Source organism: Pseudomonas sp. CP-1, from assembly GCF_021213715.1.
Taxonomy (GTDB): Bacteria; Pseudomonadota; Gammaproteobacteria; order Pseudomonadales; family Pseudomonadaceae; genus Pseudomonas; species Pseudomonas aeruginosa.
In genome coordinates, this window is the sequence record NZ_JAJQKY010000001.1 from 399,486 (window position 1) to 425,806 (window position 26,321).

The 26,321-nt window shown below is 67.8% G+C and carries 25 protein-coding genes; 22 read left to right on the forward strand and 3 right to left on the reverse strand.

Annotation, left to right across the window (positions count from 1 at the left end; translation table 11 throughout):
* Positions 1 to 57 precede the first annotated feature (57 nt).
* From LT948_RS01940 to LT948_RS01970, 7 genes are all read left to right on the forward strand, one after another.
* Positions 58 to 2,331, forward strand: coding sequence for a beta-agarase (locus tag LT948_RS01940; RefSeq protein ID WP_073656902.1), 2,274 nt, complete (start codon positions 58 to 60; stop codon positions 2,329 to 2,331).
* Positions 2,332 to 2,440: 109 nt separating this feature from the next.
* A complete protein-coding gene (locus tag LT948_RS01945) occupies positions 2,441 to 3,586 on the forward strand; it encodes an EstA family serine hydrolase (RefSeq protein ID WP_003086355.1) in 1,146 nt (381 codons plus the stop codon).
* 205 nt (positions 3,587 to 3,791) lie between these two features.
* Entirely contained in the window at positions 3,792 to 4,673 is an 882-nt protein-coding gene (locus LT948_RS01950) for an OmpA family protein (RefSeq protein WP_003082037.1), read from the forward strand.
* 98 nt (positions 4,674 to 4,771) lie between these two features.
* Positions 4,772 to 5,419 (forward strand): pyridoxamine 5'-phosphate oxidase, encoded by a 648-nt coding sequence (pdxH, locus tag LT948_RS01955; protein WP_023092132.1) that lies wholly within the window; start codon positions 4,772 to 4,774, stop codon positions 5,417 to 5,419.
* A gap of 7 nt (positions 5,420 to 5,426) precedes the next feature.
* A complete protein-coding gene (locus LT948_RS01960; RefSeq protein WP_003112517.1) occupies positions 5,427 to 6,539 on the forward strand; it encodes a CdaR family transcriptional regulator in 1,113 nt (370 codons plus the stop codon).
* Positions 6,540 to 6,698: 159 nt separating this feature from the next.
* Positions 6,699 to 8,057, forward strand: coding sequence for a GntP family permease (locus LT948_RS01965; protein WP_015503357.1), 1,359 nt, complete (start codon positions 6,699 to 6,701; stop codon positions 8,055 to 8,057).
* Between the two features lie 41 nt (positions 8,058 to 8,098).
* Positions 8,099 to 9,244: a glycerate kinase gene (locus tag LT948_RS01970; RefSeq protein WP_003116306.1), complete on the forward strand. Its 1,146-nt coding sequence runs from the start codon at positions 8,099 to 8,101 to the stop codon at positions 9,242 to 9,244.
* On the opposite strand, the gene LT948_RS01975 is transcribed toward LT948_RS01970, so the two are convergent.
* Positions 9,223 to 9,465, reverse strand: a complete 243-nt coding sequence (locus tag LT948_RS01975; protein ID WP_003082053.1) for a hypothetical protein — start codon at positions 9,463 to 9,465, stop codon at positions 9,223 to 9,225. The genes LT948_RS01970 and LT948_RS01975 overlap by 22 nt on opposite strands.
* Before the next feature lie 187 nt (positions 9,466 to 9,652).
* Here LT948_RS01975 and LT948_RS01980 point away from each other — a divergent pair, with 187 nt between their 5' ends.
* From LT948_RS01980 to LT948_RS02030, 11 genes are all read left to right on the forward strand, one after another.
* Entirely contained in the window at positions 9,653 to 10,117 is a 465-nt protein-coding gene (locus LT948_RS01980) for a glycine zipper 2TM domain-containing protein (RefSeq protein ID WP_003082056.1), read from the forward strand.
* A gap of 328 nt (positions 10,118 to 10,445) precedes the next feature.
* On the forward strand, positions 10,446 to 13,247 hold the full coding sequence (locus LT948_RS01985; RefSeq protein WP_023092131.1) for a monovalent cation/H+ antiporter subunit A: 2,802 nt from the start codon (positions 10,446 to 10,448) through the stop codon (positions 13,245 to 13,247).
* Positions 13,247 to 13,585, forward strand: coding sequence for a Na+/H+ antiporter subunit C (locus LT948_RS01990; RefSeq protein ID WP_003082068.1), 339 nt, complete (start codon positions 13,247 to 13,249; stop codon positions 13,583 to 13,585). The genes LT948_RS01985 and LT948_RS01990 overlap by 1 nt, the downstream gene beginning before the upstream one ends.
* Entirely contained in the window at positions 13,582 to 15,081 is a 1,500-nt protein-coding gene (locus LT948_RS01995; RefSeq protein WP_209364684.1) for a monovalent cation/H+ antiporter subunit D, read from the forward strand. Before LT948_RS01990 ends, LT948_RS01995 begins: the two co-directional genes overlap by 4 nt.
* Positions 15,078 to 15,602, forward strand: a complete 525-nt coding sequence (locus LT948_RS02000) for a Na+/H+ antiporter subunit E (RefSeq protein ID WP_021264419.1) — start codon at positions 15,078 to 15,080, stop codon at positions 15,600 to 15,602. The genes LT948_RS01995 and LT948_RS02000 overlap by 4 nt, the downstream gene beginning before the upstream one ends.
* Positions 15,587 to 15,856, forward strand: a complete 270-nt coding sequence (locus LT948_RS02005; protein ID WP_003082079.1) for a K+/H+ antiporter subunit F — start codon at positions 15,587 to 15,589, stop codon at positions 15,854 to 15,856. The genes LT948_RS02000 and LT948_RS02005 overlap by 16 nt, the downstream gene beginning before the upstream one ends.
* Positions 15,853 to 16,200: a Na+/H+ antiporter subunit G gene (locus LT948_RS02010; RefSeq protein WP_003086373.1), complete on the forward strand. Its 348-nt coding sequence runs from the start codon at positions 15,853 to 15,855 to the stop codon at positions 16,198 to 16,200. The genes LT948_RS02005 and LT948_RS02010 overlap by 4 nt, the downstream gene beginning before the upstream one ends.
* Before the next feature lie 113 nt (positions 16,201 to 16,313).
* On the forward strand, positions 16,314 to 17,219 hold the full coding sequence (locus LT948_RS02015; RefSeq protein ID WP_023092129.1) for a DMT family transporter: 906 nt from the start codon (positions 16,314 to 16,316) through the stop codon (positions 17,217 to 17,219).
* Between the two features lie 10 nt (positions 17,220 to 17,229).
* Positions 17,230 to 18,327, forward strand: coding sequence for a PLP-dependent cysteine synthase family protein (locus LT948_RS02020; RefSeq protein ID WP_003112514.1), 1,098 nt, complete (start codon positions 17,230 to 17,232; stop codon positions 18,325 to 18,327).
* A 10-nt stretch (positions 18,328 to 18,337) separates the two neighbouring features.
* The gene (locus tag LT948_RS02025; RefSeq protein WP_003082093.1) at positions 18,338 to 18,859 is read left to right on the forward strand and encodes a GNAT family N-acetyltransferase; all 522 of its coding nucleotides are present in this window, start codon (positions 18,338 to 18,340) and stop codon (positions 18,857 to 18,859) included.
* On the forward strand, positions 18,856 to 19,107 hold the full coding sequence (locus tag LT948_RS02030) for a hypothetical protein (protein ID WP_003082096.1): 252 nt from the start codon (positions 18,856 to 18,858) through the stop codon (positions 19,105 to 19,107). Before LT948_RS02025 ends, LT948_RS02030 begins: the two co-directional genes overlap by 4 nt.
* A gap of 30 nt (positions 19,108 to 19,137) precedes the next feature.
* On the opposite strand, the gene LT948_RS02035 is transcribed toward LT948_RS02030, so the two are convergent.
* Positions 19,138 to 19,803 (reverse strand): COG3650 family protein, encoded by a 666-nt coding sequence (locus tag LT948_RS02035; protein WP_023092128.1) that lies wholly within the window; start codon positions 19,801 to 19,803, stop codon positions 19,138 to 19,140.
* A gap of 94 nt (positions 19,804 to 19,897) precedes the next feature.
* Between LT948_RS02035 and LT948_RS02040 the strand changes: the two genes are divergently transcribed.
* Entirely contained in the window at positions 19,898 to 20,296 is a 399-nt protein-coding gene (locus LT948_RS02040; protein WP_003086382.1) for a DUF488 domain-containing protein, read from the forward strand.
* Between the two features lie 10 nt (positions 20,297 to 20,306).
* Here the strand turns inward: LT948_RS02040 and LT948_RS02045 are convergent, their stop codons facing one another.
* Positions 20,307 to 20,906, reverse strand: coding sequence for a short chain dehydrogenase (locus LT948_RS02045; RefSeq protein ID WP_003108693.1), 600 nt, complete (start codon positions 20,904 to 20,906; stop codon positions 20,307 to 20,309).
* Between the two features lie 105 nt (positions 20,907 to 21,011).
* On the opposite strand from LT948_RS02045, the gene LT948_RS02050 reads away from it, so the two are divergent.
* The 3 genes from LT948_RS02050 to LT948_RS02060 all read left to right on the forward strand — a co-directional run bounded on the left by LT948_RS02050 (position 21,012) and on the right by LT948_RS02060 (position 26,266).
* Complete coding sequence (locus tag LT948_RS02050; RefSeq protein WP_003116312.1) at positions 21,012 to 21,926, forward strand: LysR family transcriptional regulator; 915 nt, start codon at positions 21,012 to 21,014, stop codon at positions 21,924 to 21,926.
* 98 nt (positions 21,927 to 22,024) lie between these two features.
* Positions 22,025 to 23,935, forward strand: coding sequence for an ATP-binding protein (locus LT948_RS02055; RefSeq protein ID WP_004348565.1), 1,911 nt, complete (start codon positions 22,025 to 22,027; stop codon positions 23,933 to 23,935).
* Between the two features lie 36 nt (positions 23,936 to 23,971).
* Complete coding sequence (locus LT948_RS02060) at positions 23,972 to 26,266, forward strand: hypothetical protein (RefSeq protein WP_023092127.1); 2,295 nt, start codon at positions 23,972 to 23,974, stop codon at positions 26,264 to 26,266.
* Positions 26,267 to 26,321: the final 55 nt, after the last annotated feature.

Genomic DNA, 26,321 nt, shown 5'->3' on the forward strand with positions numbered 1-26,321 from the left:
CGCCAGCCTTCACGTCCGAGCCGCATCGGGAAATTCCCGGCATTTGTCCATGCCGGGATGGAGTTAAGGAAAACAGGCTTCATGATCCGTTCGCGTTGGCATCTTCCCCTGCTTCTCGGCCTGCTCGCGGTGGCCGCGCCGCTGGCGGCGAACGACACCCAGCAGGTGCTGTTCAACTTCGTCAAGCCGATGGCCGTGGTCGGCATCACCCTGGAGGATGCCGACCTGCCCAGCGTGACGGCGGAGGCCACCCCGGAGGGCGACATTCTCCGTCGCGTCACCTTCAGCCCGGCGCAACGGCCCACCTTGCGCATGAGTCCGGCGCAGGGCCGTTGGGACTGGTCCGCAGCGGACTACGTGAGCCTGCGCATCCAGAACGCCATGAGCTGGGACATGACCCTGGAGGTCGCGATCGAGGGCGAGCAGGGTGCGCCGGGGTTGCAGGCATCCATCGAGCTTCCGGCAGGCCCGCCGCAGACCCTGCTGGTGCCGTTGCGGGCGGTTTCGCCAGAGGCTCTGGGCATGCGTGCGGGGCCGCCGATGCCGCAGATGGTCGAAGGCCAGCGGGTGCTGCTGGCGCCACGCGTGGAGGGCTCGCTGGACCGCGCCAGGGTCGGGGCGCTGAGCCTGTCCCTGCGCTCGCCGCAAGCTCCCCAGAGCATCCTGCTCGGACGTTTCGGCATACGCGCAGGGAGAGCGGTGGAGCGGAGCATCCTGACCGGCCTGATCGATCGCTATGGCCAGTACAGCCGCGCCGACTGGCCGGAAAAGATTCGTTCCGACGAACAGTTGCGCAGCGCCTATGCGGCCGAGGCCGCACAGCTCCGCGACTGGGAACGGCAGACACCGGCGCGCGACCGTTTCGGCGGCCTGCTGGGTGGGCCGGTGTTCGAAGCCAGCGGTTTCTTCCGCACGGAAAAACGTGGCGGGCGCTGGTGGCTGGTTACTCCGGAAGGACATCCGTTCTGGTCGCTGGGCGTTAATGCGGTGACCGCCGACGGCAGCCGGACCTACGTCGAGGGACGCGAGCCGATGTTCGCCGAACTGCCGGCGGAGGGTGAGCCGCTGGCGGCATTCTTCGGTGAGGGCGACGACCGCCGCGGCGTCGCCGCGCAGGCCGGGCGGCGCTTCGGGCATGGCCGCTGGTTCGATTTCCTCGGTGCCAATCGCCAGCGCATCGCTCCCCAGGCGAGCGCCGACCAGCTCGCCGGCGAATGGCGCCAGCGCACCCTGGAGCGCCTCTCGGCATGGGGTTTCAACAGCCTCGGCAACTGGAGCGATCCGGCGCTCGCCGCACAGGCGCGGATGCCCTACAGCCTGCCGCTGTCGATCGCCGGCGACTACGCCACGGTCAGCAGCGGTTTCGACTGGTGGGGAGCCATGCCCGATCCCTTCGACCCGCGCTTCGCCATGGCCGCCGAGCGCGTCATCGCCATCGCTGCTCGCGACCACCGCGACGATCCCTGGCTGCTCGGCTACTACGCCGACAACGAACTGGCCTGGGCCGGGCGCGACGGCTCGGCCCAGGCGCGCTACGGCCTCGCTTTCGGAGCCTTGAGGCTGTCCATGGACAGTCCGGCGAAGCGCGCCTTCGTCAAGCAATTGAAAGCCAAGTACCTGCGCCATGAGGCATTGGCCCAGGCCTGGGGCATCGAGCTGGCCGCCTGGGAGGCCCTGGAGGCGCCGGGCTACGCGGCTCCGCTGCCGGGCGAGGGGCATCCGGCCATCGCCGAGGACTACAGCGCCTTCCTCCGGCTGTATGCCGACGCTTACTTCAAGACCCTGCGCGACGCCCTGCAATGGCACGCACCGAACCACCTCCTGCTCGGCGGCCGCTTCGCCGTCAGCACTCCCGAGGCGATCACCTCCTGCGCCCGGTATTGCGACCTGCTCAGTTTCAACCTCTATACGCCGTTGCCCGGGCAGGGCCTGGACGACTCCCTGCTGGCGCGGCTGGACAAGCCGGTGCTGATCAGCGAGTTCCACTTCGGCTCGCGGGATCGCGGTCCGTTCTGGGGTGGCGTCAGCGAGGCGGCCAATGAGCGGGCGCGCGGCGACTCCTACCGAACGTTCCTGGAGGCGGCGCTGAAGAGTCCGTATATCGTCGGCGCCCACTGGTTCCAGTACCTCGACCAACCGGCCAGCGGGCGCCTGCTGGACGGCGAGAACGGTCATATTGGCCTGGTCGGGATCACGGGCTTGCCGTTCGCCGGTTTCGTCGACACGGTGCGCCGAAGCAACCTTGCCGCCTTGTCGCGACTGTCGGCGATGGCCAGCTCCATGCCTGCCGTCGAGCCTCCGCCGCCGCGCGAGGATTCAGCCGGTTCATGAGCGCGCATTCACCGCCGCCCGCTTGCGGCGAACCCCTCTTATGTCAGGGTTCACAAGGCCGCCGAGGGCTGGAAGAATGCTCCGACCACTTTCCCACCGGAACTTGCCCATGACGCCCCAAGGCCACTGTGACAGCCGTTTCGCCCCGCTTGCCGAGGCCTTCGCCCGGCTTTTCGACAATCCGCAGGAGCGCGGTGCGGCGTTGTGCCTGGAGGTCGGTGGCGAGACGGTGGTCGACCTCTGGGGCGGCGTCGCGGACAAGGACGGCGAGCAGCCCTGGCAGCGCGACACCATCCTCAATCTGTTCTCCTGCACCAAGACCTTCACCGCCGTTGCCGTGCTGCAACTGGTGGCCGAGGGCAAGCTCGAACTGGACGCGCCGGTGGCACGCTACTGGCCCGAGTTCGCCGCGGCCGGCAAGGCAGCGATCAGCGTGCGCCAGTTGCTCTGCCATCGCGCCGGCCTGCCGGCGCTGCGCAAGCAGATGCCGCCCGAGGCACTCTACGACTGGCAGGCGATGACCGCGGCACTGGCCGCCGAGGAGCCCTGGTGGACGCCCGGCGAAGCGCACGGCTATGCACCGATTACCTACGGCTGGCTGCTCGGCGAGGTGATCCGCCGGGTCGACGGCCGCGAGCCGGGCGAGGCCATCGTGGCGCGTACCGCGACACCGCTGGGCCTGGATTTCCATATCGGCCTGGACGACAGCCAGTTCGGCCGCGTCGCCCACATGGCGCGGAGCAAGGGCAGCCTCGGCGACGCTGCCGCCCAGCGCATGCTGAAGACCATGATGAGCGAGCCATTGGCGCTGACCACCCGCGCCTTCACCAATCCGCCGTCGATCCTCACCAGCACCAACAAGCCGGAATGGCGACGCATGCAGCAGCCGGCCGCCAATGGCCATGGCAACGCGCGCGCGCTCGCCGGCTTCTATAGCGGCCTGTTGCAGGGACGTTTGCTGGAAGATGAACTGCTGGGCCAGTTGGCCCACGAACACGCGGTAGGCGAGGATCGGACCTTGCTGACCCGGACCCGCTTCGGCCTCGGCACCATGCTCGACCAACCGGGCGTGGCCAATGCGACCTACGGACTCGGCCCCAAGGCCTTCGGCCACCCTGGGGCGGGTGGCTCGATTGGCTTCGCCGATCCCGAGCGCGACCTGGCTTTTTCCTTTGTCAGCAACGCCTTGGGGCCGTACGTGCTGATGGATCCGCGGGCGCAACAGCTGGCGCGTGTCGCGGGGGAGTGTCTGTAATCCGTTGGTTAACTTTTAACCGCTTGTCGGCTCGACGCTAAATTTCATTGCCAAATAATGGCTTAGCGACACAATCTAAAGCGTCGTATGAGATAGGGCGTTGCCGGGGCAGTGGATCGACTCCGGCATCGCTGCGATGTGACCGGCGGTTGAGCCGAATGTTCCATCGGGCTCGCCTTCTTTCACTTCCAACGGACCCCGACGTATGAAACTGCTTAAGACCTCGACGCTTCTTCTCTGCATGACCGCCTCCGGCTGCAGCTATTTCCAGACCCAGGATGCTTCCTCGCAGCCAGCCAAGGCTCCGGCCGAGCAGGCTTCCAGCCATTCATGGTGGCCGTTCGGCAAGGACGACGGACAGACCGTCGCCAAGCAGGCCACGGAACAGAAGGCCGAAGCCGAGCATGTCGGCTCCAGCCACTGGTGGTGGCCGTTCGGCAAGGACGAAGGCGGTCGGGACGTAGCCGCCAAGGCTGCGGAGCAGAAGGCCGAGATCGCCGCGGCGAAGAAAGAAGTCGCCGCCGCAGCCGAGCCGAAGGCCGCCAACCCCTGGTGGTGGCCGTTCGGCGCCAGCTCGGCGAGCAAGGCGTCGGGCAAGCCGGCACTGGTCCAGCAGAAGGTCACCAAGGAGTGGCTGGATGCCCATGAGAAAGCCCTGCGCGAAGCGATCGCCGGTAGCGAGTTCACCCTCGAACGCCGCGACAACGCATTGATCGTCATCGCCCCCGCCGACTACTCGTTCAATCCCAAGCGCCATACCATGCTGATGCCGATCACCCTCAACCCGCTGGGCAAGGTCGCCAAGATGGCCCAGGCCGATCCGCAGAGCGGTATTCTGGTACTCGGCCATACCGACAGCACCGGCAGCAAGGCGGTCAACGACAAGCTGAGCTTCGAGCGTGCCCAGTCGGTGGCGGCGATCTTCCGCCTCAGCGGCCTGAAAGGCGACCAATTGCGCCTGAAGGGGGTCGGTTCCGACATGCCGCGCGCGGACAACGCCAGCGCCGCCGGCCGCGCCCAGAACCGTCGCGTCGAAGTGCTCTATACCCAGCGCGCCAGCCTGCTGTCCCTGGCCCAGGGCAACTGAGCCGAACCGGGGCAGGGCGCTTGGCGCCATTGTCCCGGATCAAGCGCGAGGCGGAGTCTGCGGTTAAGCTATGGCGCATTTCCCCCTGGAGATGCGCCATGACCCAGTCCCTGGCCGATATGCGCCGCGAGTACACCCGCGATGGCCTCAGCGAGGCCAACGCCCCTAGCGATCCCTTCAGCCTGTTCCGCCAGTGGTTCGACGACGCGGTGAAGACCGAGCGCCTGCCGGTCGAACCCAACGCCATGACCCTGGCCACCGTCGACGCCGACGGCTATCCGCATTGCCGTATCCTCCTGCTCAAGGGCCTCGACGAGCGCGGCTTCACCTTCTTCACCAACTACGAAAGCGCCAAGGGCCGGCAACTGGCGGCCAATCCGCGGGCGGCCATGACCTTCTTCTGGCCGGCGCTGGAGCGCCAGGTGCGCATCGAAGGCAACGTCGAGAAGGTCACTCCCGAGGAATCCGACGCCTACTACCAGGTGCGTCCGCTGGGCAGTCGCCTGGGCGCCTGGGCCTCGCCGCAGAGCCGGGTCATCGCCGATCGCGCCGAGCTGGAACGGCTGCTCGCGGACACCGAGCGGCGTTTCGCCGACCAGCCGCCGAGCTGTCCCGAGCACTGGGGCGGCTACCGTCTCCTGCCGCAGCGCATCGAGTTCTGGCAGGGGCGGCCGAGCCGCCTGCACGACCGTCTCGACTATCGACGCCAGGACGGCGGCTGGTCGCGCGAACGCCTGGCGCCCTGAGTCCTCCATGTTCGAACTGGATTCGACGCTGGCGCAGCACATCGTCGATCGGGCGATGGCGATCCTGCCGCACAACATCAATGTGATGGATGCCCAGGGCATGATCATCGGCAGCGGCGATCCATCGCGCCTGCATACCCGCCACGAAGGGGCGCAACTGGTGCTGGCCAACCGGCGGGTGGTGGAAATCGACGAGCAGGCCGCCGCCTGCCTGCGCGGGGTGCGGCCAGGGGTGAACCTGCCGTTGCTGCACGCCGAGCGGCTGGTCGGCGTGCTCGGCATCACCGGCGCGCCGGAGGTGGTCCGGCCCTATGCCGAGCTGGTGCGGATGGCAGCGGAAATGCTCATGGAGCAGCGCCAGATGCAGGACGAGCGACACTGGCAACGCCAGCGTCACGAAGCCTGGCTGCGCCAGTTGCTCGATCCCGGCCACGGCCTCGGGGCGCTGGCGGCCGATGCGGAACACCTGGGGCTGGCCATGCACTGGCCGCGCCAGGCGGTCTTCCTGGAGCTGCCCGAGCATGCCGATCCGCTGCCTTGCCAGGCTCGCCTGCTGGCGGCACTCGGCGGCCGGGCGGAGCACTGGAGCGCGGCGCTGGGCGAGCGCCTGGTGTTCTGGTGCCGGCCGGTAGCCCACGCAGATACGCTCGAGCACTGGCTGGAGCGCGCCGACGCGCGCGGCTGGGGCGTGGCGCGCCTGTGTGCCGGCGACCCGGCGCACGACCTGGCCGAGCTGCGCGCCTCGGCCTGCGCCGCACGCGACCTGCTGGACTATGCGCGCAGCCGGTTGCCCGGTCGGCGGGTCGTGACCCTGGACGGACACCGCCTCGCCAGCCTGCTGTTCAGCCAGCGCGACAGTTGGCAGGTGCGGCAGCTGCTGGCGCCCTTGCAGCGGTTGCTCGACCACGATCCGCAAGGTTCGCTGGCCGCTACCCTGGAGTCCTGGTGCGCCCATGACGGGCACGCCCAGGCCTGTGCCCAGGCGCTGGGAATCCATCGCAACAGCCTGCGCTACCGTCTGGAGCGCATCGCTTCGATCAGCGGGCTCGATCTCGCTCGCCTGGAGCACCGCCAGCAATTGTTGCTGGGGCTGCAATTGCTCGTTCCGCGCCGCGGGTAACGGGCGGATCAATCGATTCACTGTGCAGTCGCACAAAATGTTCCCCTTCCAGCGCCGTCTTCCTCTGGCCGTTGCACAAGGCGTGGCCGGTCCCGACGGAGCGAAAATGACCCGCCCCTGGGCGCCCATCCCACACCCATAACAACAAGGAGGCGGCTCATGACCCTGGTCCTGATCCTGCTGGCGTTGATCGCCTTTATCGTCCTGTCCACCACGCGACTCAAGCTGCACCCGTTCCTCGCCCTGCTGGCGGCCGCGCTGATCGCCGGCTTCGCCTACCAGGTACCCACGGCGGAAATCGTCAAGACCGTTACCGGCGGCTTCGGCAGCATCCTCGGCTACATCGGCATCGTCATCGTGCTCGGCACCATCATCGGGGTGATCCTCGAGCGCAGCGGTGCGGCGATCACCATGGCGGAAAGCGTGATCCGCCTGCTCGGCGAACGCTTCCCGACCCTGACCATGTCGATCATCGGCTACCTGGTGTCGATCCCGGTGTTCTGCGATTCCGGCTTCGTCATCCTCAACTCGCTGAAGAACGCCCTGGCGGCGCGGATGAAGATATCCACCATCGCCATGAGCGTGGCCCTGGCCACCGGTCTCTACGCCACCCACACCTTCGTGCCGCCGACCCCGGGACCGATCGCCGCGGCCGGCAACCTCGGCCTGGACGCCAGCCTTGGCCTGGTGATCGCGGTCGGCCTGGTGGTCGCCTTCGTCACCGCGATGGCCGGCATGTGGTGGGCCAATCGCTTCGTCGGCAAGGACATTCCCCTGGTCGACGACGGCCAGGTCGTCCAGACCGAAGAGGATTTCAGCGAGCTGCGTGCCCGCTACGGCAAGCTGCCCAGCGCGACCCAGGCGTTCGCGCCGATCTTCGTACCGATCCTGTTGATCTGCCTTGGCTCGGTCGCGGTATTCCCGAGCAAGCCGCTGGGCGAGGGCGTACTGTTCGCCTGCCTGAACTTCCTCGGTCAACCGGTGATCGCCCTGCTGGTCGGCCTGGCCCTGGCCTGCACCCTGCTCAAGGGCCAGAGCAAGCGCGAGGAATTCCATGAGCGCGTGGTGGAAGGCATCCAGTCGGCCGCGCCGATCCTGCTGATCACCGGCGCCGGCGGCGCCTTCGGTGCGATGCTGAAGATCACTCCGCTCGGCGACTACCTGGGCAGCACCCTGTCCGCGTTGGGCATCGGCCTGTTCATGCCGTTCGTGGTGGCGGCCGCGCTGAAGACCGCGCAGGGCTCGACCACCGTGGCGCTGGTCACCACCTCGGCGCTGGTCGCTCCGCTGCTGCCGCAGCTCGGCCTGGACAGCGAGATGGGCCGGGTGCTGACGGTCATGGCGATCGGTGCCGGGGCGATGACGGTGTCCCACGCCAATGACAGCTTCTTCTGGGTGGTCACCCAGTTCAGCCGCATGACCGTATCCACTGCCTATCGCGCCCAGACCCTGGCGACCCTGGTCCAGGGTATCGCCGGTATGCTCGCGGTATGGCTGCTCAGCCTTGTGCTGCTCTGATTGAAGCGGGGCCGGGGACTCCCGGCCCTGTGAGGTGACTGATGAAAATCGTGATTGCTCCTGATTCGTTCAAGGAAAGCCTGTCCGCGCCCGACGTCGCCGAGGCTATCGCACGCGGTTGGCGGCGAGTCTTCCCGCAGGCCGAGGTGTTGCTGCGGCCACTGGCGGACGGCGGCGAAGGCACGGTCGATGCGGTACTCGCCGCCACCGCCGGCGAACGTCGCGAATGCCGGGTCGAAGGCCCGCTCGGTGAGCCGACCCTGGCGCACTGGGGCTGGCTGGACGACGCCACCGCAGTGATCGAAATGGCTTCCGCCAGCGGCTTGCACCTGGTCCCGCGCGACCGCCGCGACGCCACGCGCAGCAGCAGCCGTGGTACTGGCGAGCTGATCCGTGCGGCGCTGGACGCCGGGGCGCGGAAGATCATCCTCGGCCTCGGCGGCAGCGCTACCAACGATGCCGGCGCCGGCCTGCTGAGCGCGCTCGGCGTGCGTTTCCTGGCTGCCGACGGCGAGGAACTGGCGCCCGGCGGCGCCGCGCTGGCTGGCCTGCACAGTCTCGACCTGGGCGGGCTGGATCCGCGCCTGGTGGATGTCGCGGTGGAAGTCGCCGCAGACGTCGACAACCCGCTATGCGGGCCGCGCGGCGCGTCGGCGGTGTTCGGTCCGCAGAAGGGCGCCAGCGTCGAACAGGTGGCGCAACTGGATGCCGCCCTGGCGCACTTCGCCAAGGTGGTCGCGGCGACCCTGGGCGAGGACTTCAGCCGGGTGCCGGGCGTCGGCGCCGCCGGCGGCCTGGGTTTCGCCGCGAGGGCATTCCTCCGCGCGCGTTTCCGCCCAGGCATCGAACTGGTGGCGGAGCTGGCCGGGCTGGCCGATGCGCTGGTCGGTGCCGACCTGGTGCTGACCGGCGAGGGCCGCCTGGATGCGCAGAGCCTGCACGGCAAGACCCCGGTGGGCGTGGCGCGGATCGCGCGCCAGGCCGGCGTTCCCGTGGTAGCCCTGGCCGGCAGCCTGGGCGACGGCTACCAGCGCCTGCACGATGCCGGCATCGATGCGGCGTTCAGCCTGGCGCCGGGACCGATCAGCCTGGAGCAGGCCTGTGCCGGAGCGGCGGCGGAACTGGAGGCGCGCGCCGAGCAGATCGCCCGGCTCTGGCGCCTGGCTCAGGCTTCGCGGGAAGGGTAGTCGGCGGCGGCGCGCTCCAGCCAGGCTGGCAGGTCGCGCCGCTTCACCTTGCTGGCCTTGGCCTCGGCCAGTCGCTGTAACAGATAGTCACGCTTTTGCGGGTCGTCGCCGGCGAATGACAGCGCCAGGTCGCGGTCCATCCAGCGGCGGATGCGCCAGTAGATCCACCAGTGGAAATACAGGCCGGCGGCGGTGGTGACGACGATGATGAAATAGTCCATGGCTGTTCCTTCTGCGGGCGCTCACCCTAGCCGATCGGTCCCGCCGATGAAAGCGGGAGGGTTCGGTCGAAACTGAACGAACCTGTACCATTGCTGAATCGATTCGATTATCTCGCGCCGGCCAGGTGACAGGAGCGGCTGCGGGAGAGTCTAATATTCGTCAGTTATCCCTTTCGGAGATGCCGTTATGCGCAAGTCTGCCTTGATCGTTGCTTCCTTCACCGCCATGGCCCTGGCTCTTGGCGGCTGCCAATCCAGCCTCACCGGCGATACCTACAGCCGTGAGGAAGCCCGTACCGTGCAGACTGTACGCATGGGCACCATCCAGGCCTTGCGCCCGGTCAAGATCGAAGGCACCAAGACCCCGATCGGTTCCATCGCCGGTGCCGGCGTCGGCGGTGTCGCCGGCAGCGCGGTGGGTGGCGGCAAGGGTAGCTACGTCGCGGCCATCATCGGCGCGGTCGCTGGCGGTCTGCTGGGCGCGGCTACCGAAGAAGGCCTGACGCGCACCCAGGGCGTCGAGATCACCGTGCGCGAAGACGACGGCAGCACCCGCGCCTACGTCCAGCAGGTCGACCAGGGCCAGATCTTCCGCGTCGGCGAGCGCGTGCGCATCCTGACCGTCAACGGCACCAGCCGCGTCGCTCACTGATTCTTCCCTCGTTGTCCCACGGCCGGCACTTCGCCGGCCGTTTTCGTTGTGTCGCCGAGCCATTGCCGGGGTTGTCTTGCTAAGCTTCAAGTCGTTGCCGTTGCAGAGTTTTTTTCGGCTTTCCGGCAGTCGGAACGCCTGAATTTTGTAATAATTCAATCCATGACGTTCGTTCGATAGATTGCGATAATCGCAGCTCCGTTGCGCCGCGCCTGCCGGTGGCGGGCGGGGCTTCGAGCTGCTGGCGATCCGGCCGCGCACCGACAACCGCGGGGAAGCACCGCCGGCCAGGCATGCCGGGGGCTCCGCCACCGAAGAGGAGTAGCCCATGATTCTGGCGCTGATCATCGCGCTGCCGTTCATGGGGGCGTTGTTGCCCCTGCTCGCCGAGCGTGGCGGCCGCACCTTGTGCGCGGCGTCCGCCGGCGTGGCGCCGCTGATCGGCCTGGTCCTGTTGCTCGGGCAGCGCGGCACGGTGTTCGCCGGGCAGACCCTGACCGCCAGCTATTCCTGGCTGCCGGAAATCGGCATCAACCTCAGCCTGCGCCTGGACGGCCTCGGTTTCCTCTTCGCCCTGCTGATCCTCGGCATCGGCCTACTGGTGATCCTCTACGCCCGCTACTACCTCTCCGAACAGGAGCCGATGGGGCGTTTCTTCGCTTTCCTGCTGCTGTTCATGGGCTCCATGCTCGGCGTGGTGCTCGCGGAAAATCTCTTGCTGATGATGCTCTTCTGGGAGCTGACCAGCCTGTCCTCGTTCCTGCTCATCGGCTTCTGGGGCAGCCGTTCCGACGCCCGCAAGGGTGCGAGGATGGCCCTGACCGTTACCGGAGGGGGCGGCCTGGCGCTGCTGGCCGGGGTGCTGCTGCTCGGCCACATCGCCGGCAGCTTCGAACTCACCGAGGTCCTCGCGGCTGGCGAGCTGATCCGCGCCCACGCCCTGTATCCGCTGGTACTGATCCTGATCCTGCTCGGCGTGTTCACCAAGTCGGCGCAGTTCCCCTTCCATTTCTGGCTGCCCCACGCGATGGCGGCGCCGACCCCGGTTTCCGCGTACCTGCACTCGGCGACCATGGTCAAGGCCGGCGTGTTCCTGCTGGCCCGGCTGTATCCGGCGCTGGCCGGCACCGAGTGGTTCTTCTACCTGGTCAGCCTGAGCGGCCTGGTAACGCTGTTGCTGGGCGCCGGCATGGCACTGTTCCAGCATGACCTGAAGGGGCTGCTGGCCTACTCGACGATCAGCCACCTGGGCCTGATCACCCTGCTGTTCGGCCTCGACTCCCCGCTGTCGAACGTCGCCGCGGTGTTCCACATCATCAACCACGCGACCTTCAAGGCCTCGCTGTTCATGGCCGCCGGGATCATCGACCACGAGACCGGCAGCCGCGACATGCGCCTGATCAACGGGATGTGGAAGTACCTGCCGCATACCGCGGTGCTGGCCATCGTCGCCTCCCTGGCGATGGCCGGGGTGCCGCTGCTGAACGGCTTCCTCAGCAAGGAGATGTTCTTCGGCGAAACCCTCAGCCAGAACCTGCTGGGCAGCTTCAACTGGCTGGTGCCGGCGGTGGCGACCCTGGCCGGTGTGTTCTCGGTGGCCTATTCGCTGCGTTTCATCCACGACGTGTTCTTCAACGGCGAGCCGGCCCGGTTGCCGAAGTTCCCGCCCCACGAGCCGCCGCGCTACATGAAGGTACCGGTGGAGATCCTGGTGTTCCTCTGCCTGTTGGTCGGCATGCTGCCGGCCTACACCGTGGCGCCGCTGCTGGCCGCCGCCGCCAGTGCCAGCCTTGGCGGGCAACTGCCGGAATACAGCCTGGCGATCTGGCACGGTTTCAACCTGCCATTGCTGATGAGCGTGGTGGCGCTGGTTGGCGGTGTGCTGGTCTATGTCCTGCGCAAGCCGCTGTTCAACTGGTACGCCGGGTTGCCGGAGGTGGACGCCAAGCTGGTCTTCGAGCAGCAGGTGCAACGTGTGGTGGCCCTGGCCGCGCGCCTGACCGCCTGGCTGGAGAACGGGTCGCTGCAGCGCTACCTGGCCTGGCTGCTGGGCGCGGCGCTGGTCGTGGTGGCGGTCGAGCTGGCGCCGCTGGCGAGGCTGACCGGCTCGCGCGGGCTGACCCCGCTGGACGGTATCACCGCCCTGGGCATGCTGGTGCTGGCCTTCAGCGGCCTGGCCACGGCGCTGTTCCATCGCATGCGCCTGGTCGCGCTATTGATCCTCAGCGTCGCCGGCCTGCTGGTGGCCCTGGCCTTCGCTCGCTTCTCGGCCCCGGACCTGGCGCTGACCCAACTGTCGGTGGAAGTGGTGACCATGGTCCTGCTGATGCTGGCGCTGTATTTCCTGCCCTCGCGCACTCCGGCGGAGTCCTCCAGCCTGCGCGGCCTGCGCGACGTGGCGCTGGCCGGCGGGGTCGGCATGCTGGTGGCGCTGCTGGCCTACGCGGTGCTGACCCGGCCCTACGAGAGCATCGCCGGATTCTTCGTCGAGAACAGCGTCTCCGGGGGCGGCGGCTACAACGTGGTCAACGTCATCCTGGTGGACTTCCGTGGTTTCGATACCCTCGGCGAGATCAGCGTGCTGGCGATCGCCGGTGTCGGTATCTACGCGATGCTCTCCGGTTTCGCCCTGCACAAGCCGACCTGCGACCCGCAGGGGCGCAACTGGGCCCACGCCAAGCACCCGCTGATCCTGGAAACCCTGTCGCGGGTGCTGCTGCCGCTGGCGTTGCTGATCTCGGTGTTCATCTTCCTGCGCGGCCACAACCTGCCGGGCGGAGGTTTCATCGCCGGCCTGGTGACTGCCATCGCCCTGGTGCTGCAGTACATCGCCAGCGGCTCGCAGTGGGTCGAGCAGCGCCTGCCGCTGAACTATGCGGCCATGGCTGGCGCCGGAGTGCTGATCGCCGGGCTCACCGGGCTCGGCAGCTGGCTGTTCGGCTATCCGTTCCTGACTTCCGCGTTCGGCCACTTCGAGTTGCCGCTGATCGGCGAGATCGAGCTGGCCACGGCGATGCTGTTCGACCTCGGCGTGTACCTCACCGTGGTCGGTGCCGCGCTGCTGATCCTGTCCTACCTCGGCAAGCTCAGCCTGATGCCTGAACCCGTCGCACAAGAGGAGGCGCTCTGATGGAAGCCCTGTTCGCCATCACCCTCGGCCTGCTCACCGCCAGCGGCGTCTACCTGCTGCTGCGGGCGAGGACTTTCCCGGTGGTGCTCGGTCTCACGCTGATCTCCTACGCGGTCAACCTGTTCCTGTTCGCCATGGGCCGGCTCGGCGGCAGCGTCGCGGTGATCGGCACTCCCGGGGAGTATGGTGATCCGTTGCCGCAGGCGCTGGTGCTGACCGCCATCGTCATCGGCTTCGCCATGACCGCCTTCGTCGTGGTCCTGGCCCTGCGTGGCCTCGGTGACCTCGGCAGCGACCACGTAGATGGACGCCCGGACGAGGAGGAGCCGCGCCCATGAGCCATTGGCTGATCCTGCCGATCCTGCTCCCCCTGTTTGCCGGCAGCCTGCTGCTGTTGCCGCTGGCCGAGCGCTGGCAGCGCGGCCTGTCGTTGCTCGCGGCGCTGGCACTGATCCCCCTGAGCCTGCTGCTGATACGTACGGCCGCCAGCGGCGACCTGAGCGTCTATGCCCTGGGCAACTGGGCCGCGCCGTTCGGCATCGTGCTCATGCTCGATCGTCTCGCCGCCCTGATGCTGCTGGCCACCGCGGTGCTCGGCAGCGCCGCGCTGATCTACGCGCTGCGTGGCGACGACCGCCTGGGCAAGCATTTCCACGCATTGTTCCAGTTCCAGCTGCTCGGTATCAACGGCGCCTTCCTGACCGGCGACCTGTTCAACCTGTTCGTGTTCTTCGAGATACTCCTGATCGCCTCCTACGCGTTGCTCCTGCATGGCGGCGGCGCGGAGCGGGTGCGCTCGGGCTTGCACTACGTGATCCTAAACCTGGTCGGCTCGGCGTTCTTCCTGATCGCCGTGGGTACCCTGTATGGCCTCACCGGCACCCTGAACATGGCCGACATGGCGCAGAAGATCGCCATGGCAGATGCCGAGCGCGCGCCGCTGCTGGCGGCAGCCGGGCTCTTGTTGCTGGTGGTGTTCGCCCTGAAGGCGGCGCTGTTGCCGCTGTACTTCTGGCTGCCGCGCGCCTATGCCGCGGCCAGCGCGCCGGTGGCGGCGCTGTTCGCGATCATGACCAAGGTCGGCATCTACTCGATCCTGCGGGTCTACACGCTGGTCTTCGGCGATGCCGCCGGCGAGCTGGCCAACCTGGCGCAGGCCTGGCTCTGGCCGCTGGCCCTGGCGACCCTCGGCCTGGGCGCGATCGGTGCCTTGGCGGCGCGGACCCTGCAAGGCCTGCTGGCCTACCTGGTGGTGGTCTCCGCCGGAACCCTCCTGGCTGGCGTGGCGTTGGGCAGCGAGCGGGCGCTGGCGGCGTCGCTGTACTACCTGCTGCACAGTACCTGGATCGCCGGTGGCCTGTTCCTGCTCGCCGACCTGGTCACCCGCCAGCGCGGCGACAAGGCCGGCGACCTGGTCCAGGGCCCGGCGTTGCAGAATCCTCGGTTGCTCGGCGGGGCTTTCTTCATCGGCGGCATCGCCGTTGCCGGTCTGCCGCCATTGTCGGGGTTCTTCGGCAAGGTCATGCTTTTGCAGTCGGTCGCTCCCGGCAGCCAGGCGCTGGCCCTATGGAGCGTGGTACTGGGCAGCGGCCTGGTGGCGCTGGTGGCGTTGAGCCGGGCCGGCAGCACGCTGTTCTGGCGCACCGGGCATACCGTGCTCGGTAGCGCCGAACTGGACCACGGCCGCTTGTTCGCCTGCATCCTGTTGCTCTCCGCCGGCCCGTTGCTGGTGTTCGCCGCGAAGCCGCTGCTGGCCTACGTCCAGGCCACCGCGGCGCAGTTGCACGACCTCGACCTGTATCGCCAGATCATCACCCGCGGAGGTGCCGCATGATCAGCCGTTCGTTGCCGCGTCCGCTTCTTCGCGTATTGCCTCATCCCGTGCTTAGTGTCCTGCTGTTGCTGGTCTGGTTGCTGCTGGTGGATTCCTTCGCCATCGGCCACTGGCTGCTCGGCGCCTTCCTCGGCGTGTGCATTCCGCTGCTGACCAACCGCCTGCTGGTCGGGCGCAGCCAGGAGTGGCATCCGTTGTTGCTGCTGAAGCTGCTGGCGCTGGTGATGTGGGACATCCTCGTCGCCAACATCCAGGTCGCCCGCCTGACCCTCGGACCGATCCAGCGCTTGCGTCCGGCCTTCGTCGAGGTGCCGATCGAGCTGGAGAACGACCTCGCCATCAGCGTGCTGGTGAGCATCGTCTCGCTGACCCCGGGGTCGGTGTCGTCGGACCTCAGCGACGACCGCAAGACCCTGCTGGTGCACGGCCTCGACGTGCCGGACAAGGCGGCGCTGATCGCCGAGATCAAGCAACGCTACGAAGCGCCGCTGAAGGAGATCTTCCCATGCTCGCTTACGTGATCCCGCTGTGCCTGGCGCTGCTCGGCCTGGCCCTGTTGCTGACCCTGGCGCGCCTGGTCAAGGGGCCGTGCCTGCCGGACCGGGCGCTGGCGCTGGACACCCTCTACGTGAACGCCATCGCCCTGCTGGTGCTGTACGGCATCTGGCGCGACAGCGACCTGTTCTTCGAGGCGGCGCTGCTGATCGCGGTGCTCGGTTTCGTCGGTACGGTGGCGGTGGCCAAATACATGCTGCGCGGAGACATCATCGAATGACTGGCGAACCCCTGAGCCTGTGGGTGGAAATCCTCGTCTCGGCGTTCCTCCTGCTGGGCAGCGCCTTCGTCCTGATCGGCGCGATCGGCCTGTACCGCCTGCCGGACTTCTTCATGCGCCTGCACGGGCCGACCAAGGCCACCACCCTCGGGGTCGGCGGGGTGATCGTCGCCTCGCTGATCTATTTCTCCAACCGCCAGGCGGGCATCAGCCTGCATGAGCTGCTGATCAGCCTGTTCCTCTTCATCAGCGCTCCGGTCAGCGCCTACATGCTGGCCAAGGCCGCGGTGCTGCAGCAGTTGCCGCTGGAGAAGAAGACTCGCGGCAAGCCCTGGGAGCAGTGAGGCACGGCGCAACAGTTTTGCCCGCTTTCTGTGCCTGTCGGCGCGGCTAGTCGGCTGCCTATACTGGGAGTCCTTTTTCCGGCGCCGCGACGGCGCCCGTGGTGGAGATTCCCTTGACTCGGACGCGCTGGTTCGCCCTGGCCTGCCTGATCCTGGCGATGGCGCTGTGGGGCAGTTCGTACGTGGTGCTGAAGGTCGCTTTCCGCGAACTGCCGCCGCTCTGGGTGATCTTCGGTCGCATGGCCCTCGGCAGCCTGGTGTTCCTCGTCGCCTGGCGCTGGCGGGGACGCATCGACTACCGCTCGGGCGACTGGAAGTACCTGCTCGGCCTGGCCGTCTGCGAACCCTGCCTGTACTTCCTCTGCGAATCCTTCGCCCTGCAATACACCAGCGCGGCCCAGGCCGGGATGATCACCGCGCTGCTGCCGTTGCTGGTGGCGGTGGGGGCCTGGTTGCTGCTGCACGAACGGATCGGTCGGATGACCTGGATCGGCTTCGGCCTGGCGGTGCTCGGTTCGATCTGGCTGAGCCTCGCCGGCGAGCCCGACCTGCACGCGCCGCAGCCGCTGCTGGGCAACTTCTTCGAACTTCTCGCGATGATCTGCGCCACCGGCTATACCCTGTTGCTGAAGCACCTGTCGGCGCGCTACTCGGCATTCGCCCTGACCGCCATGCAGGCCTTCGTCGGCACGTTGTTCTTCCTGCCGCTGGCGCTGGCCAGCGCCGACCTGCCGAGCCAGCCCAGCGCGCTGGGGATCCAGGCGGTGGTGTATCTCGGCGTGGTGGTCACGGTGGGCGCCTACGGCCTGTACAACTTCGGCGTCGGTCGACTGCCGGCCAGCCAGGCCTCGGGCTTCATCAACCTGATCCCGGTCTTCACCCTGGTATTCGCCGCGCTGTTCCTCGGCGAAACCCTCAACGGCCCGCAGATGCTCGCTGCCGGCCTGGTCTTCATCGGCGTCGCCATCAGCCAGTGGCGCAGCGCTCCGCCGCCGCCTCCGGCCGGCGTCCTGAACTGAAGGAGTTTCCATGACCGTCGACCACCGCCAATGGGCCCGCGAGGCGATCCGCATCATCGAAGCGGATTTCCAGCGCAGCGCCGATACCCATTTGATCCCCCTGGAGACTCCCGGCCTGCCTGGCGTCGAACTGTACTTCAAGGACGAGTCCAGCCACCCCACCGGCAGCCTCAAGCATCGCCTGGCGCGCTCGCTGTTCCTCTATGCGCTGTGCAACGGCTGGCTCAGGCCGGCCGCGCCGGTGATCGAGGCATCGAGCGGTTCCACGGCGATTTCCGAAGCCTATTTCGCACGCCTGCTGGGCCTGCCCTTCATCGCCGTGATGCCGGCCAGCACCTCGAAGGAAAAGATCGCCCAGATCGCCTTCTACGGCGGCCAGAGCCACCTGGTGGAGGACCCCACCCAGATCTACGCCGAGTCCGAACGCCTGGCGCGGGAGAGCGGTGGCCATTTCATGGACCAGTTCACCTATGCCGAGCGCGCCACCGACTGGCGGGCGAACAACAACATCGCCGAATCGATCTTCCAGCAGATGCGCCACGAGCCGTACCCGACCCCGACCTGGCTGATCTCCAGCCCCGGTACCGGCGGCACCCTGGCGACCCTCGGCCGCTACGTGCGCTATCGCCAGCACTGCACCCGGGTACTCTGCGCCGACGCCGAGCGTTCGGTGTTCTTCGACGCCTATGTCAGCGGCGACCGTGGCCTGACCCTGGATTGCGGTTCGCGGATCGAGGGCATCGGCCGGCCGCGGGTCGAGGCGTCCTTCCTGCCGGAAGTGATCGACGCGATGGTCAAGGTGCCGGACGCCTGGTCGCTGGCGGCCATGCATTACCTGGCCCGACGCCTGGGGCGGCGGGTCGGCGGCTCCAGCGGAACCAACCTGATCGGCGCCCTGGTGGCCGCACGGCAAATGGTCGCGGCCGGCGAGAAGGGTTCGCTGGTGGCGATTCTCTGCGACGGCGGCGAACGCTATGCGACCACCTATTACGATCCGGTCTGGCTGGCCAGGCAGGGCTATGCGCTGGAACCCCTGGTCGAGGCGCTGGCTGCCTGCATCGAGCGCGGCGTGGCGTTGCCCGACGGGCTGCTGGTGGCTGGACTTTGAAGGAGTGGATATGCACCGTTTGCGAGCTGCCGAAACCGGCGATATCGAGGCCATGACCGACCTGTTGCTGCGCCACGGGCCGAATCCCTGGAACCATTTGCCGGAGGAGGGGGTGCGTGCGCATCTGCGAGCCATCGCCGACGGCGAGGTACGTGCCGTCCTGGCCGAGCGCGACGATCGGCTGCTGGGGTTCGCCAGCTTCCGTCGCACCGAGGATTTCGCCCATTACCAGCCGCAGCGTGCCGATGCGCCGCGGGCCTACATCTGCGAGGCGGTAGTGCATCCGGCGGCGGCCGGCCAGGGGCTCGGCAGCGCGTTGCTGGAGGCGGTGCTGGCCCAACTGGCCGACGAAGGCATCGAGGACGTCTATATCGATCGTCACGAAGAGAACCTGGCGTCGGCGGGAATGATGCGCAAGGCCGGCTTCGTCGAGCTGGAAACCTACGCCGATCCGGCGCGGCGACCGAACGGCTCGGGGCGCTCGACAGTGTGCCATCGCAATCTTTCCCTCCAGCGCAGAGCCGTGCGATGAGTTTCATCCGCCTCAAGGTGCGCGCCGCCTTCATGGTCCACGGCTACGACGCGGACAACCGGGAAATCGTCGAGCAGATCGGCGAGGAACGCTTCGTCGAGAAACTGCTGCGCATCGAACGGATCCAGTCGATCAGCGAGAAATACCTGCTGGTCAGCGCCTCCCACGGGCGCGTCGCCTACTGGGAGTACGAGGGCGGCCTGACGGCGCTGCGGCGGCGCCTGGAGCAGGCCGGACTGCTCTTGTAGGGAAGGGCCGCCGCTGCGCGGCCCCTCGCTTCACTTGCCCAGTGCGCCCGGATAGGCGCAGCCGCGCAGCGTCTCGCCATCGATGCGCAGTTCGGCGGAGTAGCTGCTGAAGGCGCCGCTCATGCTGTCGGTGCAGGACGACGGGGCGATCCACAATTCGACCTTCTTGCCGTTCGCCTCGCTGGAATAGCTGGTGCTGCCGTTCGGCAGTTCCTCGGCGACGTAAGGCAAGGCCAGGGTCTCGTGTTCCGGGCGGTCCAGGCGCAGGCCCTGGTTGTTCACCCTGGCGCTCCAGAAGGGTTCGTTGCCGTTGGCGGCGAAGGTCAGCAGCTTGAAGTTCGGGTCGTCGCAGCCGGGGCCCTCGTTCTGCACGCGGTACAGTCGGCTGACCTCCAGCTTGCCGTCGGTACCGCGGACCTTGGCCGGTCCCATGGTGCCGCGCAGGTCGACGAACAGGCCCTGGGCGCCGTCGTCGAACAGGCTGTCGGCTTCGCGGCGCAGGCCGGTATTGGCCACGTCCTCGATGCTGAACAGGCGCTTCTCGGTGCAGGGGCGGAATTGCAGCGCGCCGTTGATCTTCACCAGTTCGCCCTGGAAGCGGGTGTCTACACTGGTGCTCGGCGATTCGGGCTTCCACACCTGGCAGGCGGTGAACAAGGGGAGCAGGCTGTAGACCAGCAGACGGGCAGGGCGCATAGGGAAGACTCCATCGAAAATGCGCCCACGTTACCGAGCGTCCGGGCCTAGCTCAAGTCCGGATCGGACTTCATCGCAACCAGGGAGTCGATCGATGATCCAATGCAAGCGTGTATACGAACCGGCGTCGCCCGCCGATGGCCGGCGCGTACTGGTGGACCGGCTGTGGCCGCGCGGCATCCGCAAGGAAGCCCTGGCCATGGACGACTGGCTGAAGGAGGTCGCGCCCTCCAACGAGGTGCGCAAGCAGTTCTGCCACGATCCGGCACTCTTCGACAGCTTCCGTGAACACTACCGCGCCGAGTTGCAGGCGCACCCGGAACATTGGTGGGGCCTGCTCGACTGCGCTCGCGAGGGCACCCTGACGCTGCTCTACGGCGCCCACGACCAGCAGCACAACAATGCCGTGGTGCTGGCCGAGTTCCTCGAGGAAGAGCTGGACCGCCAGCAGCCGGGCAGTTCGCCGACCTGCTACGCCGACCGCCTCTCCTGAGAAATATCGCTTACCAGATGCGGTACACCTGGCCGGTCTGCGCGCCTTCCACGCTGCGTGCGTAGCCCAGCGCGGCGTCCGCCGCCGGAACCGGCTTGAAGCCACGGAAGTAGGGCGCGTAGCCGGGCAGCGCCTCGCTGACCACGGTCGGGCTGACGGCGTTGATGCGCAGGCCGCGCGGCAACTCCAGGGCTGCGCCGCGGACGAAGCCCTCGACGGCGCAGTTGACCATGCTCGCCGAACTGCCGAAGCGGATCGGCTGCTCGGCGAGCACGCCGCTGGTGAGGGTGAAGGAGCCCCCGTCGTTGGCGTACTCGCGGCCGAGCAGTACCAGGTTGACCTGGCCCATCAGCTTGTCGCGCAGGCCGAGCTGGTATTGCGCCTCGCCCATTTCCTCCAGGGCGCCGAAGTGCACCTTGCCGACCGCGGCGACCAGCGCGTCGAAGCGACCGGTCTTCTCGAACAGGGCGCGAATGGAGTCCGCGTCGCTGATGTCGACCTGGAAATCGCCGCTGCTGTGGCCTACCCGGACGATCTCGTGGCGCTCGCCGAGTTCTTTGTCGATGCCCTTGCCAAGGGTGCCGCTGGCGCCGATCAGGATGATTTTCATACAGGCCTCTCGTTGCGTGAAGGTGAGTGGTTTCCAGTGTAGAGTCGCCTTTGCTGTGGATAATCCTGTCAATCGACAACCTACCGTTTTCATAGGGAAACAATCGTGAAGGACCTGGACGATCTCGCCGCCTTCGCCGTACTCCACGACCTGGGCAGTTTCACCCGCGCCGCCGAGCGCCTCGGTTGCAGCAAGGGCCAACTGTCGAAGCGCATTGGCGTCCTCGAGCAGAAGCTCGGCGTGACCCTCTTGCACCGTACCACCCGCCGTCTTTCGCTGACCGCCGCCGGCGCCGCGCTGCTGCCCGAGGCGCAGGCGTTGCTGGTGCAGGCCGAGCGCGCGCGGCAGGCGGTGGCGCGCTTGCAGGAGCGAGCGGAAGGACGGGTGCGGGTGACCCTCCCGGTCTCGCTGGGCGAGACCCTGTTCGACGCGCTGCTGGAGGACTTCCAGGAGCGCCATCCGCTGCTGCGCGTCGAGCTGGACCTGTACAACGGCCTGCGCGACCTGGTTGGCGAGGGCTTCGACCTGGCGATCCGCTCTGGGGTCGAGCAGGACGCCCGGCTGGTGGCGCGGCCGCTGTTCGTCCTGCAGGAAATCACCTGCGCCAGTCCCGCCTACCTGGCGCGACATGGCGAGCCGCAACGCCCGGCCGAGCTGGCCGAGCGCGAGTGCCTGCTGAACTCGCACTACAGCGGCCATGAGGAGTGGCTCTATCACCGCCGCCATCGGCTGGAGCGGGTACGGGTTTCCGGCTTTCTCGCCAGCAACCACTACAGCCTGTTGAAGAAGGCCGCGCTGGCCGGCACCGGCATCGCCCGGCTGCCGTCATACATGGTCCACGACGAACTGGGCGACGGCCGCCTGGCCTGGTTGCTGCGCGACTACCAGACGCGCAGCACGCCGATGTTCCTCGTCCATCCGTTCCAGGGCGGCCTGCCGCGGCGCACCCAGGTGCTCGCCGATTACCTGCTCGACTGGTTCGAGCGCAGCCGGCGACAATTGATCGGCCTGGAGGGTTGAACATTTCGCCGCGACGCGGCTCTATTGCACTCCGGGCCGCTTCCATGCGGCCTGAAGCTCATCGCGGGCACGCCGTTGCACAAGGAACGTGACGGAACGTGGCAGAATCCCGCACCGGACCGCTCGCGCGCGAGCGGACGCCATTCATCGAACGCTTGGATAGGGACATGCAAAGCAGCTTTCCGCAATCGAACACTCCCCAGATCCGTCGCGCTGGAGTCGACCTCAACGGCGTGATGTCGGTGCTCAGCAAGCACCTCTATTCCACGCCCACCGTGGCGTTGCGCGAGCTGGTGCAGAACGCCCACGACTCGATCCTCCGTCGCCGCCTGGAGCAGCCCGACTGGCAAGGGCCGTCGCGAATCGAGGTGATCGGCGACAGCGCCAGCAACACCGTGCGCATCGTCGACACCGGCGCCGGCCTCACCGAACACGAAATCCACGCCTACCTGGCCACCGTCGGCGTCGGCTACACCCGCGGACTGCGCCAGTCCGGCCACGAGGACAGCGGGCTGATCGGCATGTTCGGCCTGGGCTTCCTCTCCGCTTTCGTCCTGGCCCGCCGGGTCAGCGTGCGGACCACGTCTTACCAGCAGCCGGAGCTGGGCTTCTGCTACGTCTCCAGCAACGCCGAGCAATACAGCGTGACGCCGATGCCGGCGCGCCCGGTAGGCACCGAGATCACCCTCGAACTGCAGGACGAATACAGTGCGCTGACCCAGGCCGCGCGCCTGCGCGAGATCCTTGAACGCTACTGCGTGCTGTTGCGCGAGCCGATCCACGTCGGCGGCGACGCCCAGCCGATCAACCCGGAGCCGCCGCCGTGGCGGCTGGCCGCCGACGCCGCGCTGCACCCGCTGCAACGGCAGCGCCGCGACCTGGAGTTCGCCGCGCGTTTCGAACATGACTTCGAACCGATCTGCTGCCTGCCGGTGCGCCCGGACGAGCGGGTCGACGTGCAGGGTCTGCTGTGGATCCAGGACGGCGGCACCTATGGCACCAGCGACAACCGCAATCTCTCGGTATTCCTTCGCGGCATGCTGCTCGACGATGACGCCCGCGACCTGCTGCCGTCCTGGGCCGGGTTCGTCGGCGGGGTGATCGAGTCGAACCGCCTGACGCCCACCGCCAGCCGCGAGGACCTGCAGCGTGACGACCATTACGCGGCGATCCAGCATGCGCTGGCCGAGGCGCTGATCGCCGGGCTCGGCGAGGTGGCGCGGCAGCAGCCGGAGGCCTGGCGGCGGGTCCTGCTGCGGCACAACGAGGCCCTGCTGGGAGCGGCGTTGTGCGACGAGCGTCTGTTCGCGCTGATGATGGACAGCCTGCGCGTACCCACCTCCCAGGGCGACCTCCCGGCTTCCGAACTCCTTTCGCGCGGAGCGGTGCATGTGCTGCTGGACAACGACAGCGGCTTCGAGGAAATGCTGTTCCGTGCCATGGGCGTACCGGTGGCCCATGGCAATCGCTATGCGGTGGTACCCTTCCTCCGTCGCTGGGCGCAGGCCAAGGGGATGCGCCTGGTGGAGCTGGGCACCGAGCAGGGCAACCGCCAGTTGTTCCGCCTCGACCGACTGCCCGAGCGCGAGACCGGCTGGCTGGCCGAACACCTGGGCGGCGCCGAGGAGCAACTGGTGATCGCCCGCTTCAGCCCCGAGGAATTGCCGCTTGTGGTGGTGCCCGACCGCGACGCCGAACTCAAGCGGCGACTGGAGGACGACGAGGCCGACAAGCGTATTTCCACCGCGGCGTTGCGCCTGGCCCGGCAGTTCACCCGCAAGCTCGACAATCGCCAGCCGAGCCGGCTCTACGTCAACCTCGACAATCCGGCGGTGCAGGCGCTGCTCGCGGCCGTCGGCGAGGAACGCGACGAAGCGGCCCATGCGGCGTTGCTGCTGCGCTCGTTCAAAGTGATCATCGCCGGACAGGGACGCGGCCAGCCCGCGACCTCGCTGAACCAGGCCCTGGCCGGACTCGCCGATTCGGTGAAGCGCCTGCTGGGGCAATAAGAAAATTCGCAACACGCCTGATGGAGACTGAAGCATATGGATATCTGGAACTGGGTGGAGAAGCTCCGCGCCGACCTGCGTGAGGCCGGCCAGGAGCAGAGTGCGCGGCTGATCGACGAACTCACCGCGTACGTCTGCGACCTCGAGGTGGAGCGCGCCGAGGCGCTGTTGCCGGAGGTCAAGGCGCTGAGCCGGACGTTGAACAACCCGTGGCTGGAAATCTTCGTCCGCCACTGGGAGATGCGTAACCGGGTCGGCAACCAACTGGAGGGCGAGACCGCCCTGGCCGACGCCGTTTCCCTGTTCGAACTGGCCAACCGCGACGACACCCAGGCCTGCCCGCAGTCGGTCTGCGTGACCCAGGACCTGGCGTCGTGCTACGCCAACGTCGACGGCCCGGGCTGGGTGGAGGAGCGCATTGAGGTGTGCGACGAGACCCTGGCGCGGATCGACCCGACCTGGGCCTGCTTCCACTGTCTGAGCAACGAGAAGGCCGAGGCGCTGCTCGACGACGGGCGCGGCGAAGATGCCCTGGCCTTCCTGGCCGAACAGGAGAAGAAGATCCTCGCCGCCGGCGAGGAGGTATTCGACAGCCTCCTGGAGATGCGCGTGGCGATCCTGCTGAACCTGGGGCGCGCGGAACAGGCGCTGGCCCTGATCGGCGAGATGGAGGAGAAGGTCGAGGGCGCGGAGTGGAACAACATCAGCCAGCCGCGGCGTCTGTACAAGGCCCACGGCCTGGCGTTGCTGGGGCGCGACGAGGAGGCCCTGGAGGCGCTGCTGCCGTTCTCCGAGATTGCCCCGCGCTACCGTACGATCTGGCTGCGCGCGGTCTACCTGCTGCTGCAACGGACCCCGGAGCGCAACACCTGGGACCTCGGCGGGCGCTTGCAGCAGATGCTCGAACACTATTCGCAGAAGGGCGCACACCGGGTGGTCATCGACGTCGCCAGCCAGGCCATCCGCCTCGCGTTGCAACGCGGTTCGGTATGGAGCGCCAGGCGCCACCTGGCGCTGGCCGAACAGCATGCTCAACAGTTGCAGCGCGATCGGGGCGCCAGCCAGTTGCTCGCCGGGTTGAGGGAGGAGATCGATGCCGCGCCGCAGCAGCAGGAGCTGCCGGTGCCGGCTGCGGAGTTGCTCGACTGGCTGGCTGCGCAGGGCAGCGAAGACGCGCCGCGCAACCCGGAGAAAGAAGTGCAGTGGCTGCTCCAGGCGCTGGCCGAGCGGCCCGACGACACCGCCTTGCGCGAAGTGGCCGCCTCGGCGCTACAGGCCTGCTCCGCCGACGACGAGGCCATCGACCTGCTCTGGGAGTACGTCGAGCGCCACACCGACGAGGAGCAGCAACTGGCCTACTACCTGCTCAATGCCTTGCTGGCGCGCGGCGAGTACGACCAGGTCAAGCGCCTCGGCCGGCTCTACGCCGACAGCGTGCCGCTGATCGCGCTGTGGAGCGAAGTCAAGCTGGCCGAGAAACTCAACGACTGGCCGGAGCTGGAGCGCGCCTGCCAATCGGTGCTGGAGATTTCTCCCGGCTCGCTGGGAGCCCACAGCCTGCTGGGTAAGGCGCTGATGGAGCAGGATCGCTTCGCCGAGGCGGCGCTGGCCTACCAGCGTCTGGCCGGCAAGCTGGAGGAGCCGCAGTCGGTGCAGTGGGACCAGATGACCGCCGCCAGCGCCGCGCGCGACTGGACGATGCTGCGCGAGGTCGCTGCCGGCATGGGCATGGAGTTCGCCGCCGGCGACGGACCGATCGAGGAAGACTGGGGCTGGGTGATCGTCCGTTACATCGAGGATGGCGAAGCGCTCGACTACTACGCCCGGCGCACCGGCCCGGTGACCGCGCGGGTCCTCGAGAACGCGCCGGGCAATCGCAGCCAGCGGGTCGGTGACTGGGTGGTGTTCGACGCCGGCCTGATCTATCCGGCTCCGGAAGACGAGGAGGAGCGCAAGCGTTTCGTTCCCACCTATGCGGTGGTGCACGTCCTCGAGAGCGGTGGTTACTCGCCGAGCTGGCTGGTGGACGGCGTCTATCCGGGCGACGAGGCCTTCGACGCCTTCCGCGAAACGCTCGACGCGCGCGGCTGGAAGGTCTGGGTGCACAGCAACCGCGACTACCAGGTCACCGATGCCAGCAGCGGCGAGGAACTGCGGGCGATCTACTTCACCGTCGCGACACCCGCGCAGCAGGCGCCGCGCGACCTGCACCAGGCGTTGCAGGAGGCCACCGGGCAATGGCCGCACCGCATGTGCTGGCTGCGCCTGGCGGAAGCGGCGGAGGTCGACACCCAGCCGCACCTGGACGCTATCGAGCGCTACGGCCTGTAGCCGGTACGCCTCGGCATAAAAAAACGGCCCGTGAGGGCCGTTTTCGTAGGCGCTG

What these genes read in the sequence shown, in the direction of transcription:
- LT948_RS01940 (WP_073656902.1), top strand. Translation starts at nt 58, where the DNA reads ATGGAGTTAAGGAAAACAGGCTTCATGATCCGTTCGCGTTGGCATCTT.
- LT948_RS01945 (WP_003086355.1), top strand. Translation starts at nt 2,441, where the DNA reads ATGACGCCCCAAGGCCACTGTGACAGCCGTTTCGCCCCGCTTGCCGAG.
- LT948_RS01950 (WP_003082037.1), top strand. Translation starts at nt 3,792, where the DNA reads ATGAAACTGCTTAAGACCTCGACGCTTCTTCTCTGCATGACCGCCTCC.
- pdxH (WP_023092132.1), top strand. Translation starts at nt 4,772, where the DNA reads ATGACCCAGTCCCTGGCCGATATGCGCCGCGAGTACACCCGCGATGGC.
- LT948_RS01960 (WP_003112517.1), top strand. Translation starts at nt 5,427, where the DNA reads ATGTTCGAACTGGATTCGACGCTGGCGCAGCACATCGTCGATCGGGCG.
- LT948_RS01965 (WP_015503357.1), top strand. Translation starts at nt 6,699, where the DNA reads ATGACCCTGGTCCTGATCCTGCTGGCGTTGATCGCCTTTATCGTCCTG.
- LT948_RS01970 (WP_003116306.1), top strand. Translation starts at nt 8,099, where the DNA reads ATGAAAATCGTGATTGCTCCTGATTCGTTCAAGGAAAGCCTGTCCGCG.
- LT948_RS01975 (WP_003082053.1), bottom strand. Translation starts at nt 9,465, where the DNA reads ATGGACTATTTCATCATCGTCGTCACCACCGCCGCCGGCCTGTATTTC.
- LT948_RS01980 (WP_003082056.1), top strand. Translation starts at nt 9,653, where the DNA reads ATGCGCAAGTCTGCCTTGATCGTTGCTTCCTTCACCGCCATGGCCCTG.
- LT948_RS01985 (WP_023092131.1), top strand. Translation starts at nt 10,446, where the DNA reads ATGATTCTGGCGCTGATCATCGCGCTGCCGTTCATGGGGGCGTTGTTG.
- LT948_RS01990 (WP_003082068.1), top strand. Translation starts at nt 13,247, where the DNA reads ATGGAAGCCCTGTTCGCCATCACCCTCGGCCTGCTCACCGCCAGCGGC.
- LT948_RS01995 (WP_209364684.1), top strand. Translation starts at nt 13,582, where the DNA reads ATGAGCCATTGGCTGATCCTGCCGATCCTGCTCCCCCTGTTTGCCGGC.
- LT948_RS02000 (WP_021264419.1), top strand. Translation starts at nt 15,078, where the DNA reads ATGATCAGCCGTTCGTTGCCGCGTCCGCTTCTTCGCGTATTGCCTCAT.
- LT948_RS02005 (WP_003082079.1), top strand. Translation starts at nt 15,587, where the DNA reads ATGCTCGCTTACGTGATCCCGCTGTGCCTGGCGCTGCTCGGCCTGGCC.
- LT948_RS02010 (WP_003086373.1), top strand. Translation starts at nt 15,853, where the DNA reads ATGACTGGCGAACCCCTGAGCCTGTGGGTGGAAATCCTCGTCTCGGCG.
- LT948_RS02020 (WP_003112514.1), top strand. Translation starts at nt 17,230, where the DNA reads ATGACCGTCGACCACCGCCAATGGGCCCGCGAGGCGATCCGCATCATC.
- LT948_RS02025 (WP_003082093.1), top strand. Translation starts at nt 18,338, where the DNA reads ATGCACCGTTTGCGAGCTGCCGAAACCGGCGATATCGAGGCCATGACC.
- LT948_RS02030 (WP_003082096.1), top strand. Translation starts at nt 18,856, where the DNA reads ATGAGTTTCATCCGCCTCAAGGTGCGCGCCGCCTTCATGGTCCACGGC.
- LT948_RS02035 (WP_023092128.1), bottom strand. Translation starts at nt 19,803, where the DNA reads ATGCGCCCTGCCCGTCTGCTGGTCTACAGCCTGCTCCCCTTGTTCACC.
- LT948_RS02040 (WP_003086382.1), top strand. Translation starts at nt 19,898, where the DNA reads ATGATCCAATGCAAGCGTGTATACGAACCGGCGTCGCCCGCCGATGGC.
- LT948_RS02045 (WP_003108693.1), bottom strand. Translation starts at nt 20,906, where the DNA reads ATGAAAATCATCCTGATCGGCGCCAGCGGCACCCTTGGCAAGGGCATC.
- LT948_RS02060 (WP_023092127.1), top strand. Translation starts at nt 23,972, where the DNA reads ATGGATATCTGGAACTGGGTGGAGAAGCTCCGCGCCGACCTGCGTGAG.